The sequence below is a fragment of the Cupriavidus necator A5-1 genome (genome assembly GCF_000744095.1).
GTDB lineage: Bacteria > Pseudomonadota > Gammaproteobacteria > Burkholderiales > Burkholderiaceae > Cupriavidus > Cupriavidus necator_A.
In genome coordinates this window covers 865,134-879,118 of record NZ_JQLI01000008.1, presented here as the reverse complement: position 1 = coordinate 879,118, position 13,985 = coordinate 865,134, and the positions used below count along the sequence as shown (strand labels likewise).

Annotated in this window: 13 protein-coding genes; all 13 read left to right on the top strand. The window is 68.1% G+C overall.

Annotated features, from left to right (window positions below):
- Window positions 1-59: 59 nt before the first annotated feature.
- The 13 genes from miaB (at window position 60) to K307_RS28215 (ending at window position 13,841) form a co-directional block, all read left to right on the top strand.
- Window positions 60-1,412 carry a tRNA (N6-isopentenyl adenosine(37)-C2)-methylthiotransferase MiaB gene (gene miaB, locus K307_RS28275; RefSeq protein WP_042884141.1) on the top strand — a complete coding sequence of 451 codons (1,353 nt, stop codon included), beginning with the start codon at window positions 60-62 and terminating at the stop codon, window positions 1,410-1,412.
- Window positions 1,413-1,446: 34 nt separating this feature from the next.
- Window positions 1,447-2,445, top strand: a complete 999-nt coding sequence (locus tag K307_RS28270; protein ID WP_042884140.1) for a PhoH family protein — start codon at window positions 1,447-1,449, stop codon at window positions 2,443-2,445.
- Window positions 2,446-3,198 carry an rRNA maturation RNase YbeY gene (gene ybeY, locus K307_RS28265; RefSeq protein ID WP_042884139.1) on the top strand — a complete coding sequence of 251 codons (753 nt, stop codon included), beginning with the start codon at window positions 2,446-2,448 and terminating at the stop codon, window positions 3,196-3,198.
- 133 nt (window positions 3,199-3,331) lie between these two features.
- Window positions 3,332-4,219 (top strand): HlyC/CorC family transporter, encoded by an 888-nt coding sequence (locus tag K307_RS28260; RefSeq protein ID WP_042884137.1) that lies wholly within the window; start codon window positions 3,332-3,334, stop codon window positions 4,217-4,219.
- Entirely contained in the window at window positions 4,216-5,817 is a 1,602-nt protein-coding gene (gene lnt / locus K307_RS28255) for an apolipoprotein N-acyltransferase (RefSeq protein ID WP_042884136.1), read from the top strand. The genes K307_RS28260 and lnt overlap by 4 nt, the downstream gene beginning before the upstream one ends.
- A 569-nt stretch (window positions 5,818-6,386) precedes the next feature.
- Entirely contained in the window at window positions 6,387-7,349 is a 963-nt protein-coding gene (gene glyQ, locus K307_RS28250) for a glycine--tRNA ligase subunit alpha (protein WP_042884135.1), read from the top strand.
- Window positions 7,346-7,981, top strand: a complete 636-nt coding sequence (locus tag K307_RS28245; protein WP_042884134.1) for a hypothetical protein — start codon at window positions 7,346-7,348, stop codon at window positions 7,979-7,981. Before glyQ ends, K307_RS28245 begins: the two co-directional genes overlap by 4 nt.
- A gap of 37 nt (window positions 7,982-8,018) precedes the next feature.
- Entirely contained in the window at window positions 8,019-10,142 is a 2,124-nt protein-coding gene (glyS, locus tag K307_RS28240) for a glycine--tRNA ligase subunit beta (RefSeq protein ID WP_042884133.1), read from the top strand.
- A 33-nt stretch (window positions 10,143-10,175) separates the two neighbouring features.
- Window positions 10,176-10,763 (top strand): D-glycero-beta-D-manno-heptose 1,7-bisphosphate 7-phosphatase, encoded by a 588-nt coding sequence (gene gmhB / locus K307_RS28235; RefSeq protein WP_042884132.1) that lies wholly within the window; start codon window positions 10,176-10,178, stop codon window positions 10,761-10,763.
- A 34-nt stretch (window positions 10,764-10,797) separates the two neighbouring features.
- A complete protein-coding gene (locus K307_RS28230) occupies window positions 10,798-11,562 on the top strand; it encodes a lysophospholipid acyltransferase family protein (RefSeq protein WP_042884131.1) in 765 nt (254 codons plus the stop codon).
- On the top strand, window positions 11,559-12,419 hold the full coding sequence (locus K307_RS28225; protein WP_042884129.1) for a M48 family metallopeptidase: 861 nt from the start codon (window positions 11,559-11,561) through the stop codon (window positions 12,417-12,419). Before K307_RS28230 ends, K307_RS28225 begins: the two co-directional genes overlap by 4 nt.
- Before the next feature lie 96 nt (window positions 12,420-12,515).
- Window positions 12,516-12,923, top strand: a complete 408-nt coding sequence (gene gloA / locus K307_RS28220; protein ID WP_042884128.1) for a lactoylglutathione lyase — start codon at window positions 12,516-12,518, stop codon at window positions 12,921-12,923.
- Between the two features lie 51 nt (window positions 12,924-12,974).
- The gene (locus K307_RS28215; protein WP_051975456.1) at window positions 12,975-13,841 is read left to right on the top strand and encodes a DMT family transporter; all 867 of its coding nucleotides are present in this window, start codon (window positions 12,975-12,977) and stop codon (window positions 13,839-13,841) included.
- The last annotated feature ends 144 nt before the right edge of the window (window positions 13,842-13,985 follow it).

Sequence of the window (13,985 nt, the reverse complement as noted above, 5' to 3'; positions counted from 1 at the left end):
GCGCCGGCCGCGTTGTTGCAACCCCCTGATGCCCCCAGGTCAACCACTGAGATCGGCATATGAAAAAAGTTTTCGTCAAGACGTACGGCTGCCAGATGAACGAGTACGACTCGGACAAGATGGTCGACGTCCTCAACGCCAGCCAGGGGCTGGAGCCCACCGACAACGTCGAAGATGCCGACGTGATCCTGTTCAACACCTGCTCGGTGCGCGAAAAAGCGCAGGAGAAGGTGTTCTCCGAACTCGGCCGGATGAAGGCGCTCAAGGCCATCAAGCCTGACCTGGTGATCGGCGTGGGCGGCTGCGTGGCCAGCCAGGAAGGCGCCAGCATCGTCTCGCGCGCGCCCTATGTCGACGTGGTGTTCGGCCCGCAGACGCTGCACCGCCTGCCCGACCTGATCGCGCGCCGCCAGCGCACCGGCCAGTCGCAGGTGGATATCTCCTTCCCCGAGATCGAGAAGTTCGACCACCTGCCGCCGGCACGCGTCGAAGGCCCGAGCGCCTTTGTCTCGATCATGGAAGGCTGCTCCAAGTACTGCAGCTACTGCGTGGTGCCCTACACCCGCGGCGAAGAGGTGTCGCGCCCGTTCGAGGACGTGCTGGCCGAAGTCGCCGGCCTGGCCGAACAGGGCGTGCGCGAGGTCACGCTCCTGGGCCAGAACGTCAACGCCTACCGCGGCAAGATGGGCGACACCAGCGAGATCGCCGACTTTGCGCTGCTGATCGAATACGTGGCCGAGATCCCGGGTATCGAGCGCATCCGCTACACCACCAGCCACCCGAAGGAATTCACCTCGCGCCTGGTCGAGCTGTACGGCCGCTGCGGAAAGTTGGTCAACCATTTGCACCTGCCGGTGCAGCATGCGTCCGACCGTATCCTGATGGCGATGAAGCGCGGCTACAGCGTGCTGGAGTACAAGAGCATCATCCGCAAGCTTCGCGTGCTGCGCCCGGACATGTCGATGTCGTCGGACTTCATCGTCGGCTTCCCGGGCGAGACCGATGCCGACTTTGAGAAGCTGATGGCGATGATCGAGGAGATCGGCTACGACACCTCGTTCTCGTTCATCTTCAGCCCGCGCCCCGGCACGCCGGCGGCCAACCTGCACGACGACACCCCGCACGAAGTCAAGCTGCGCCGGCTGCAACGGCTGCAGGCCACCATCGAGGAAAACGTGCAGCGCATCAGCCAGAACATGGTCGGCACGGTGCAGCGCATCCTGGTGGAAGGCCCCGCGCGCAAGGATCCGACCGAGCTGCACGGGCGCACCGAGAACAACCGCGTGGTCAACTTCGCGCTGCCGGGCGTGCCCCAGGCGGGCCGCGACCGGCTCATCGGCCAGCTGGTCGATGTCAGCATCACGCAGGCGTTCCCGCACTCGCTGCGCGGCGAGATCGTGGTGCGCCAGTAATCCAGCCAGCATTCAGCGAGGCCAGCGCCAACAGATGAAGATTCCATCGGCAGAATTCGTCGCACCCAAGGACGACAACACCCGGCTGCAGAACCTGTGCGGGCCGCTCGACGAAAACCTGCGCCAGATCGAGCAGGCGCTTGACGTGAACATCCAGCGGCGCGGCCACCGCATGACGGTGCGCGGCAACAACGCGCAGGACGCGGCGACGGCGCTGGAGCGCTTCTACAACCAGGCGCGCACGCCGCTGTCGATCGACGACGTGCAGCTGGGCCTGGTGGAAACGCGCCAGCTCTCCGCGCATGGCAGCTACCTGCCCGGCAACGGCGACGATGTCGAGGAGCGCGAGATCGGCGACGAATCGCCGGTGCTGCACACGCGCCGCCCCGGCCTGCAGGGCCGCACCGTGGCGCAGCGCGACTACCTGCGCAATATCCTGCAGCACGACCTGACGATGGGTGTCGGCCCGGCCGGCACCGGCAAGACCTACCTGGCGGTGGCGTGCGCGGTCGATGCGCTGGAGCGCGACTCGGTCAAGCGCATCGTGCTGACGCGCCCGGCGGTGGAAGCCGGCGAGCGCCTGGGCTTCCTGCCCGGTGACCTGGCGCAGAAGGTCGATCCCTATCTGCGCCCGCTGTATGACGCGCTCTATGACCTGCTCGGCTTCGACCGCACGCAGAAGATGTTCGAGCGCCAGATGATCGAGATCGCGCCGCTGGCCTATATGCGCGGGCGCACGCTGAACCATGCCTTCATCATCCTGGATGAGGCGCAGAACACCACGCCCGAGCAGATGAAGATGTTCCTCACCCGGATCGGCTTCGGCTCCAAGGCGGTGATCACCGGCGACATCACCCAGATCGACCTGCCCAAGGGGCAGAAGAGCGGTCTGGTGGAAGCGCAGCACGTGCTGCGCGACGTACGCGGCATCGCCTGCACCCGCTTTACCAGCATCGACGTGGTGCGCCATCCGCTGGTGGCGCGCATCGTCGATGCCTATGACGAATACCACGCCCAGCACAAGGACGCGTAATTGAAATCCCAGAAATCCAAGTCTTCCGGCGTCAGCCTGACCCTGTTCGACAATGAAGGCCGCGCACGCAAGAGCGCCGCGCACGCGCTGCGCGTGCAACTGCCCGACGGCCGCAGCATCACGCTGGACCTGTCGCAGGCGGCCGACGGCGTGCTCGCGCTGCTGGCCGAGCATACCGATCCCAACCAGCAGGCCGGCCTGCTGGTGCGCCCGGACAACCATGACGCGCTGTCGGTCGCGGTGACCGCCACGCCGGTGGTCACCACCACGGGCACCCCGGCCACCCCGCCCGCGCTGGAACTCGAGATCCAGAACGGCGACGGCGTCGCCAAGCGCGCCGGCCTGCCGCCGCGCCGCAAGATCGAAACCTGGGTCAAGTCGGCGCTGTACGCCGACGCCGCGCTGACCATCCGCTTTGTCGGCGAGGAAGAAGGCCGCACGCTGAACCGCACCTATCGCGGCAAGGACTACGCCACCAACGTGCTGACCTTTGCCTATGCGGAGAAAGAGGAAGACCCGGTCACGGGCGATATCGTGCTGTGCTGCCCGGTGGTGGAAGCCGAGGCGCGCGAGCAGCGCAAGCCGCTCGAAGCGCACTATGCGCACATGATCGTGCACGGCGTGCTGCATGCGCAGGGCTATGAACACGAGGATGACGCCGAGGCCGAGGAAATGGAGGCGATCGAGACCGAGACGCTGCAGGCGCTGGGTTATGCCGATCCTTATCTTGTGGAGCGCACCGCCACGGCGTGATTCGGCCCGCACGGCGGCGTCCTGACGGGCGCCGCATGCATCACATGCTGCGCCGACGCCCCGCCCGCCGTCACGGGACGGTCAGGCTTTTAGTGTATCCTTCAGACGATCTCCACCACGCGCTCGCCGCGAAATGAACGACCCCTATCCCAGTTCGAAGCCCGCCTATCTGAGGCAGACTGATCGTCCCAGATCGCTTCTCGAACGCCTGTCAGACCTGATTTCCCCCGAGCCGGACACCCGCGCGGAATTGCTCGAAGTGCTTCAGGAAGCGCATGAGCGCAACCTGATCGATGCCGATTCGCTGTCGATGATCGAGGGCGTGTTCCAGGTCTCCGAACTGACCGCGGGCGACATCATGGTGCCGCGCGCGCAGATGGATATGGTCAATATCGCCGACGCGCCGGAGACCTTCATCCCCTTCATGCAGCAGACCGCGCACTCGCGCTTTCCGGTCTACGAAGGCAGCCGTGACAACATCATCGGCATCCTGCTGGCCAAGGACCTGCTGCGCTACTACACCGACCCCGCCTTCGACCTGCGCGAAACGCTGCGCCCGGCGGTGTTCATCCCCGAATCCAAGCGCCTGAACATCCTGCTGCGCGACTTCCGCATCAACCGCAACCATATCGCCATCGTCGTCGACGAATACGGCGGCGTGGCCGGGCTGGTGACGATCGAAGACGTGCTGGAGCAGATCGTGGGCGACATCGAGGACGAGTTCGACCTCGACGAGGACCAGGACAATATCCTGCCGATGCCTGACGGCAGCTGGCGCGTGCACGGCCTGACCGAGATCGCCCAGTTCAACGAGGCCTTCGGCACCGCCTTCTCCGACCACGACGTCGATACCGTGGGCGGGCTACTGTCCAACCACGTGGGCCACGTGCCCCACCGCGGCGAAGTCATCACCCTGCCGCCGATCCGCTTCGAAGTACTGCGCGCCGACGCGCGGCAGGTACACCTGCTGCAGGTGCACCGCGAACCCCAATCCGACAGCTTGAGCGTGGCCGGCGCATGAAGCGTCCCGCCCCGATCCTCAACGGCGCCGCCGCTGCCGACGCCGACACGGCCGGCGTGCCTGGCACGCAAGCGCGGTCGCGCACTGCCGCCATGGTGCGGCTGCTGCTGGCCGGCGTGCTCGGCATCGCCCATACGCAGGCTTTTGCCCCGCATGACTGGTGGTGGCTGCAGATCCTGTCGCTGGCCGGCCTGGCCGCGCTGATGGCCGACGCGCCGCGCGCGCGCATGGCCGCGGCCACCGGTTTTGCCTTCGGGCTGGGCTGGTTCCTGTCCGGCATCTGGTGGCTCTATATCAGCATGCACGTCTACGGCGAGATGCCGGCGTGGATGGCGGCGCTGGCGGTTGTGCTGTTCTCGGGCTACCTGTCGCTGTGGCCCGCGCTGGCCGGCGCGCTGTGGCACCGGCTGGCGGCGCGCCTGCCCCAGGCCGGACTGCTGGCGGCGCTGGCCTTTGGCGCCGCCTGGGGCCTGACGGAATGGCTGCGCGGCGTGGTGTTCACCGGATTCCCGTGGCTGTCGGGCGGCTATGCCCATACCGACGGCCCGCTGGCGGGCTTTGCGCCGCTGGCCGGCGTCTACGGCATCGGCGCGCTGGCGGCCGCGGTCGCGGCGCTGCTGGCAGCCGCCGTGCGCGGCCTGGGCCAGGGTGCGCGCGGCCGCGCGCTGGCGGCGCTGGCGCTCGCGCTGATCCTGCCCGCGGCGGGCGCGGCACTGGCACCGCTGGCGTGGACCACGCCCGCCGGCAAGCCGCTGTCGGTGCGGCTGCTGCAGGGCAATGTGGCGCAGGACATCAAGTTCGAGGCCGCGGGCATCCAGCGTTCGCTCGAGCTGTACCGCGACATGATCACCGCGCAGCCGGCCGACCTGGTGGTCACGCCCGAGACCGCCTTCCCGGTGATCCTGCAGGAGCTGCCGGTCGAGGTGGCGGTGGCGGTGCGCGACTTCGCGCTGGGCAGCGGCACCTCGGTGCTGTTCGGCGCGGCGGGCGCGGATTCGCCGGTGGACTTCACCAACAGCGTGTTCGGCATCGGGCCGCAGACCGAGCGGCTGTACCGCTACAACAAGCACCACCTGGTGCCGTTCGGCGAGTTCATCCCGCTGGGCTTCCGCTGGTTCGTCGACATGATGAAGATGCCGCTGGGCGACTTCCGCCGCGGCGGGCTCGACCAGGAGCCGCTGCCGGTGCGCGGCGTGCGCGTGGCGCCCAATATCTGCTATGAGGATTTGTTCGGCGAGGAGATTGCGCAAACACTGCGCCAACAGGTGGTGCCGGCCAATATCCTGGCCAACCTGACCAACCTGGCCTGGTTCGGCGACACCATCGCGCTGGACCAGCACCTGCAGATCTCGCGCATGCGCGCACTGGAGACGCGCCGGCCGATGCTGCGTTCGACCAATACCGGCATGACCGCGGTGGTGCGCCCGGACGGCACGGTGCAGGCGCGGCTGCCGACCTTCACGGTCGGCACGCTCACTGCCGAGGTGCAGGGCATGCAGGGGCTGACGCCCTATATCCGCTGGGGGAATGCGCCGGTGCTGGCGCTGTTTGCGCTGGTGCTTGGAGTGGCTGCCTGGCGGGTGCGCCGGGCAAGCTGAGAGAGCCGGAGGCGGCGGGATCGCCGCCGCGCTTCCGGGTCCGCTATGCGCGCAAGACGCGCAATATGTGCTGCACGCGTAGGCCGCTTCAGCCCATCAGGCCGGTGACCACCGACAAGGCGGCCGCGGCGATCATGACCGCGATTGCGACCAGGTAAGGTTTGCGAGAAAGGAGTGTCATGATCAGTCCCCATCAATAATCAGTCACCGACAAACGGCCGCTGCCCGAAACAGTCAGCCGGCCGTGCCCGCCATGCCGGCACGGACTGTCAATCGCAACGCTCGAACGGGTTGCTTACTCATACTGTATACAAAAACGTTATCGGTAAGCGCCCGCATAACTTGAAAAACGGGTCGGTATTTTCCCGAGGCGTTGCGTAAGACCGACATCGGCCGGCATCGCGCAGGATCGATCCGCCCCCTGCCCGTCCTCGCCAGCGGGGCGCCCGCCCAAAAAGCCGATAGAATTCAGGGTTTGGCGAAATCCGTATGCGGCGGCCCCGGCACGCGCTGCGCGGCCACCATGCCGGGCGGCGCCATCGCGCCGGGCGCCTCTACCTAGTCTTCATATGCTGACCTTCCAACAAATGATTCTGACCCTGCACGCCTACTGGGACCGGCAGGGCTGCGCGCTGTTGCAACCCATTGATCTGGAGGTCGGCGCCGGGACTTCGCACGTGCACACCTTCCTGCGCGCGATCGGCCCCGAGCCGTGGCGCGCCGCCTACGTGCAGCCGTCGCGCCGCCCGAAGGACGGGCGCTATGGCGAGAACCCCAACCGCCTGCAGCACTACTACCAGTACCAGGTGGTGCTCAAGCCCGCGCCGGAGAACATCCTGGAGCTGTACCTGGGCTCGCTCGAGGCGCTGGGCCTGGACCTGAAGCAGAACGACATCCGCTTCGTCGAGGACGACTGGGAGAACCCCACGCTGGGCGCCTGGGGCCTGGGCTGGGAAGTCTGGCTCAACGGCATGGAAGTGACCCAGTTCACCTACTTCCAGCAAGTCGGCGGCATCGACTGCAAGCCCATCACCGGCGAGATCACCTACGGCATCGAGCGCCTGGCGATGTACCTGCAGAAGGTCGAGAACGTCTACGACCTGGTCTGGACCGAATGGGTCGAGAACGGCGAGACGCGCCGCCTGACGTACGGCGACGTGTACCACCAGAACGAGGTCGAGCAGTCGACCTACAACTTCGAGCACAGCAATACCGAAATCCTGTTCCGCCATTTCGCCGAGCACGAAGGCGAGGCCAAGCGCCTGATGGGCAATGGCGAAGGCGGCGAGGAAGGCCAGGCCGCGTCCGGCACGCGCCTGGCGCTGCCCGCCTACGAGCAGGTGCTCAAGGCCGCGCACACCTTCAACCTGCTGGATGCGCGCGGCGCGATCTCGGTGACCGAGCGCGCGGCGTATATCGGCCGCATCCGCAACCTGTCGCGCGCGGTGGCGCAGGCCTACTACGACTCGCGCGAAGCCCTCGGCTTCCCGATGTGTGGCGGGAACAGCGCCAACGGCGGAGCCAAGGCATGAAGCAACTGGCGCGCAGCGCGCTGTGCTGCGCCATGGCGCTTGCGGCGCTGGCCGCCGCGGGCAATGCCGCCGGCGCGCGTGCCACCGCGCAGCCCGCACCCGCCCCGCAGGCGCTGCTGCTGCCGGCGGAACTGAGCAATGTGTGCGAGGCCGACCCGCAGGCGCTGCAGCTGGCCATGGCGCGCCACTGGCGCCCGTCGCTGAATTCGCTCGACCAGTGGACGCAGCTGGTGCGCTCGTTCTCGTGCGACCTGTCCGGCCAGCGCGACCTGGGCTGGCACCGCGTGCCGCTGCGCGCCTATGAGAGCGCGATCCGCTACCCGCTGACCTGGGTCGAGGTGGAAACACGCGACGGCCGCGCCCGCCGCAAGGTCAAGACGTATTACTCGGCCGCGCAGCTACCGCCGAAGATCGATTTCTGGGTGGGCGGGCGCATCGACGAGATCCGCTACGACAAGCGCCTGCGCCGCATCGATGCGCGCTTCCCGGCCGCGGGCAGCCGCGGCGGCAGCAACGGCGCGGCCAGCGCCGCGGCGGCCGCGCAATGCGCCTACACCACGCTGCAATTCCGGCAACAGAACGGCCTGTGGCTGCTGTCCGGAGTGGAACCTAATCTTTCGCCGCGCTGCTGACTGAGCGGCGCGCGCTACAACCTGTTGGATACGATTCATGTCGCAACCCATGACCGACTCGCTGCTGATCGAACTGTTCACCGAAGAGCTGCCCCCCAAGGCGCTGGCGCGCCTGGGCGACGCCTTCGCGCAGGGCCTGTTCGCCGGCCTGGGCGAGCGCGACCTGCTTGAGCCGGGCGCCACCGTGACGCCGTTCGCCACGCCGCGCCGCCTGGCCGCGCTGGTTTCCGGCGTGCGCCGCAGCGCGCCGGACCGCGAGCAGCGCGAGAAGGTCCTGCCGCTGTCGGTGGCGCTTGGCGCCAACGGCGAGCCCACCCCGCCGCTGGCCAAGAAGCTGGCCGCGCTGGCCAAGTCCGTCGGCGTGGCCGAGATCGACTGGCAGTCGCTGGAACGCGCCTCCGACGGCAAGGCCGAGGCCCTCTTCTACCGCTACACGGCGCGCGGCGCCGAGCTCGCCGCCGGGCTGCAGGCGGCGCTGGAAGACACCATCGCCAAACTGCCGATCCCCAAGGTGATGAGCTACCAGCGCCCGGACGGCACCACGGTGAATTTCGTGCGCCCGGCGCACAGCCTGATCGCACTGTTCGGCAGCGAGATCCTGCCGGTGTCGGTGCTGGGCCTGCAAGCGAGCAACCTGACCCAGGGCCACCGCTTCCTGTCGCACGGCGCGATCGAGATCGCGCATGCCAATGACTATGCGAAGCAACTGGAATCCGCCGGCCGCGTGGTGGCCAGCTATGCCGAGCGCCGCGAACGCATGCGCACCGCGCTGCTGGCCGAAGCCGGCGCCGACCAGGTGATCATGCCCGAGTCGCTGCTGGACGAGGTCAATTCGCTGGTGGAATGGCCGGTGGTCTACGCCTGCCACTTCGAGGAAGCCTTCCTGGCGGTGCCGCAGGAATGCCTGATCCTGACCATGCAGACCAACCAGAAGTACTTTGCGCTGACCGATGCCGACGGGCACCTGCGCAACCGCTTCCTGATCGTGTCCAACCTGGCTACCGAGACGCCGCAATCGATCATCACCGGCAACGAGCGCGTGGTGCGCCCGCGCCTGGCCGACGCCAAGTTCTTCTTCGACCAGGACCGCAAGAAGACGCTCGCCTCGCGCGTGCCGCAGCTGGCCAGCGTGGTCTACCACAACAAGATCGGCACGCAGCTGGATCGCGTGCAGCGCCTGCAGCAGATCGCCGGCCATATCGCCGACGCGCTCAACGCCGCCGGCGTGCCCGCCGACAAGGCTGCCGCGATGCGCGGCGCCGAACTGGCCAAGGCCGACCTGCTGACCGACATGGTCGGCGAGTTCCCCGAGCTGCAGGGCACCATGGGCACCTACTACGCCCGCCACGACGACGAAGCCGACGACGTGGCGCTGGCCTGCTCCGAACACTACCGCCCGCGCTTTGCCGGCGACGCGCTGCCCGAGGGCGCGGTCAGCACCGCCGTGGCGCTGGCCGACAAGCTCGAAACCCTGGTCGGGATCTGGGGCATCGGCCTGCAGCCCACCGGCGAGAAGGACCCGTTCGCGCTGCGCCGCCACGCGCTGGGCATCCTGCGCATGCTGATCGAGAAGCCGCTGGCGCTGTCGATTGCCTCGCTGCTGGCGCTGACGCAGCAGTCCTTTGCCGGCGTCGCCGCGGTCAAGCTGGCGCCCGAGGCCATTACCGACTTCCTGTACGACCGCGTGCGCGGCTACCTGAAGGACAAGGGCTACACCACCAACGAGGTCGAGGCCGTGGTCAGCCTGCGCCCGGACCAGCTGCATGACATCCTGGGCCGCATGGAAGCGGTGCGCACCTTTGCCGCGCTGCCCGAGGCCGAGGCCCTGGCCGCCGCCAACAAGCGCATCACCAATATCCTGCGCAAGGACACCGAGCCGGTCGGTGCGGTCAACCCGGCGCTGTTCCTGGAAGAGGCTGAAGGCGTGCTGCATGCCGCCATCGAGCGCGTGCGCCCGGCGGTGGAAGCGGCCTTTGCCAGCGGCGACTTCACCGCCGCGCTGCGCGACCTGGCCCAGCTGCGCGAAGCGGTCGACCGCTTCTTCGACGACGTGATGGTGATGGCCGAGGACGCGCAGTTGCGCGCCAACCGCCTGGCGCTGCTGGCCTCGCTGCATGCGCTGGCCAACCGCGTGGCCGACATCTCCATGCTGGCCGCCTGAGCGGCGCCAGCCTCAGCCACACCGGAGCCGCACATGCCGCAGACGCCGCCCAAGTTCGTCATCCTGGACCGCGACGGGGTCATCAACCTCGACAGCGACCAGTTCATCAAGTCGCCCGATGAATGGGTGCCCATCGACGGCAGCCTGGAAGCCATCGCCGCGCTGAACCAGGCCGGCTTTCGCGTGGTGATCGCCAGCAACCAGTCCGGCATCGGCCGCGGGCTGTTCGAGATGAGCGCGCTCAACGCCATGCACGAGAAGATGCACACCTCGCTCGCGCGCGTGGGCGGGCGTGTCGACGCGGTGTTTTTCTGCCCGCATACGGCGGCCGACGGCTGCGACTGCCGCAAGCCCAAGCCGGGCATGCTCGAGGAAATCAGCGAGCGCTTCGGCATCGAACTCCGGGGCGTGCCGATCGTGGGCGATTCGCTGCGCGACCTGGAGGCCGGCGTTGCGATCGGCTGCGCGCCGCACCTGGTGCTCAGCGGCAAGGGCAGCAAGACCCTCGACAAGGGCGGCCTGCCGCCCGGCACGCGGGTGCACGACGACCTGCGCGCGTTCGCGCGCTGGCTGACCGGCAACGACGGCGCCGAGCGCCCGCCTGCACAGAACGCCGGCTGACCGCCCGCACCTATTTTCTATTCGCGCCCCCCGCATGACGTTTCTCCGTTCCCTGTTGTTTGCGCTGTACCTGCTGGTGCTGACGCCGCCCTACGCGTGCGCCTGCTTCCTGGTGTTCCCCTTCATGAACGCCGACCAGCGCTTCCGCTTCGTGCGCGGCTGGCCGCGGATGGTGATCCGGGCCGCGCGCGGCATCTGCGGCATCGACTACCGCATCGAAGGGCATGAGCATATGGACCGCATGCTCGACAAGCCGGTGGTGCTGCTGTCCAAGCACCAGTCGGCCTGGGAGACGGTGGCCTACGTGGCGCTGATGCCCAGGCCGCTGTGCTTCGTGTTCAAGCGCGAGCTGCTGCTGGTGCCGTTCTTCGGCTGGGCGCTGGGCATGCTGAAGATGGTCCATATCAACCGCAAGGAAGGCACGCGCGCCTTTGCCTCGGCCGTGCGCCAGGGCCGCGAGCGGCTCGCCGAAGGCGCCTGGATCATCATGTTCCCGGAGGGCACGCGCACGCCGTCGGGCGAGGAAAAGCCGCGCTACAAGAGCGGCGGCGCGCGCCTGGCGGTGGAAACCGGTGCCTGGGTGCTGCCGATGGCCGTCAACTCGGGCCGCGTGTGGCCGCGCAATTCGTTCATGAAGTACCCGGGCACGGTGACGATCTCGGTCGGCCCGCCGATCGCCTCGGCCAACAAGACCGCCGACCAGCTCAACCAGGAAGTCGCGGCTTGGATCGAGCGCGACATGCGCCGCATCGACGCCGAGAGCTACCGTAGCGAACTCCGGAGCGAGCCGGCCGCATGAAGCTGCTGCGCCCCGCCACCGACGCCGACGGCGCGCAGCTGGAACTGCCGCTGGCGGAATCCGGCCATGCGCCGCAGCCTGCTGCCCCGCTCGCCCAGGAACCGCCGGAACGGCCGGCCTGGCCGGTGCCGCAACCCAACGCACGCCTGCTGCATATCGGCGAGCGCCCGCTGCACTACACGCTCAAGCGCTCGTCGCGCCGCACCATCGGCTTCACCATCGACGACCGCGGGCTGTCGATCACCGCTCCGCGCTGGGTCACGCTGGCCGATATCGAAGCGGCCATCCTGGAAAAGCAGCGCTGGATCTTCAACAAGATGGGTGAATGGCACCACCGCGAGTCGCGCCGCATCCTGCCCACGGTACAGTGGCGCGACGGCGCCAGCCTGCCCTTCCTCGGGCAGCCGCTGACGCTGGCGCTGGAATCGCCGATCGGCGCGCTGCTGTTCGACGCCGACCGCCGCGTGCTGCACCTGGCGCTGCCCGGGCATGCCGACGAGCAGCAGATCAAGGACCGCGTGCAGGGCTGGCTGCAGCAGCAGGCGCGCCGGCTGCTGCCCGAGCGGCTGGAGGTCTATGCCAACAAGCTCGGCGTGCGCCATACCGGCTTTGCACTGACCTCGGCCGCGACGCGCTGGGGCAGCTGCACCGCCGATGGCAAGATCCGGCTGAACTGGCGGCTGATGCATTTCCCGCTGTCGATGATCGACTATGTCGCGGCGCATGAGCTGGCCCACCTGAAGGAGATGAACCACGGCCCGCGTTTCTGGGAGACCGTGGAATCGATCTTCCCGGAGTTCCGCGATGCGCGGGCGCAGCTGCGTGCGCATCCGCCGGAGCTGTTGCCGTCGTTCTGAGCGGGCCGGGCGCGTGGCGCCCCGCTCGCCGGTGCGTTTCACGCAAACGCACTAAAATGGCGCCTTCCAATACCTACAACAGTTGAAGGCCCTCAAATGCGACTCCTCCATACCATGCTGCGCGTCGGCGACCTGCAGCGCTCGATCGATTTCTACACCCGCATTCTCGGCATGCAGCTGCTGCGCGAGAGCGACAACCCCGAATACAAGTACCGCCTCGCCTTCGTCGGCTACGGCCCGGAGAGCGAGACCGCGGTGCTGGAGCTGACCTACAACTACGGCGTCGACAGGTACGACCTGGGCACCGCCTATGGCCATATCGCGCTGGAAACCGACAACGCCGCGGCAGCCTGCGAGCGCATCCGCGCCGCTGGCGGCAAGGTCACGCGTGAAGCCGGCCCGGTCAAGGGCGGCACCACCGTGATCGCCTTTGTCGAAGACCCGGACGGCTACAAAATCGAGCTGATCGAGCGCCACTCCACCCGCGACGCCAGCCGTCCCTGAGCGGTCCCGGCGGTGGACGCCCAGACCCTGATCCGCCGGCCGCTCGACGGCATGGCGGTGAGCCTGATGGTGGTGCTGTGCGCCGCCTGGGGCCTGCAACAGGTGGTGATCAAGGTGACCGCGCCGCTGATGGGCGCGGTGCTGCAGGCCGGCGTGCGCTCGGCGGTGGCGGCGCTGCTGGTGTTCGGCTTTGCCGCCTGGCGCGGCACGCCGATCTGGCGGCGCGACGGCACGCTCAACGCCGGGCTGCTTGCCGGGTTGCTGTTCGGCGCCGAGTTCTTCTGCATCTTCGTCGGGCTGGGGCATACCACGGCCTCGCGCATGGCGGTGTTCCTGTACACCGCGCCGATCTTTACCGCGCTGGGGCTGCATTTCGTGGTGCCGGGCGAGCGGCTGCAGACCGGGCAATGGCTGGGCGTGGCGCTGGCTTTCGTGGGCATGGCGCTGGCCTTTGCCGATGGCATCGCCTCACCTTCGGCCCATGGCAGTACGCTACTGGGCGATGGGCTGGGCATCCTGGCGGGCGCGCTGTGGGCGGCCACCACCGTGGTGGTGCGCGCCAGCCCGCTGGCAAGCGCGCCGGCGAGCAAGACGCTGCTCTATCAACTTGCGGTATCCGCGGTGATGTTGCTGGCGATGGCGGTGGCCGCGGGCCAGACCGCGACCGTGCAGATCGACGGCGTGGTGCTGGCGAGCCTGTTCTACCAGTCGGTGCTGATCGCCTTTGCCAGCTACCTGACCTGGTTCTGGCTGCTGCGGCGCTACCTGGCGTCGCGGCTGTCGGTGTTTTCCTTCCTGACACCGCTGTTTGGCGTGGCCTTCGGCGTGGTGCTGATGCACGACGCGGTGGGGCCGCGCTTTGCGGTGGCGGCGTTGCTGGTGCTGGCGGGGATCGTGCTGGTCAATCGGCGGGACTGAGAGCCGCGTCGGCCTTTGGCGCGCTATGACGCAAGCCGACGTCCCCGGTGAACGCTCCCCTCCCCCTGAGGGGAGCGGGAGATCACCTTGCTTAGGCTAGCTCAAGCGGCTTGGGAGCACCCAGCACTGCCCTCCTCTTCCGCG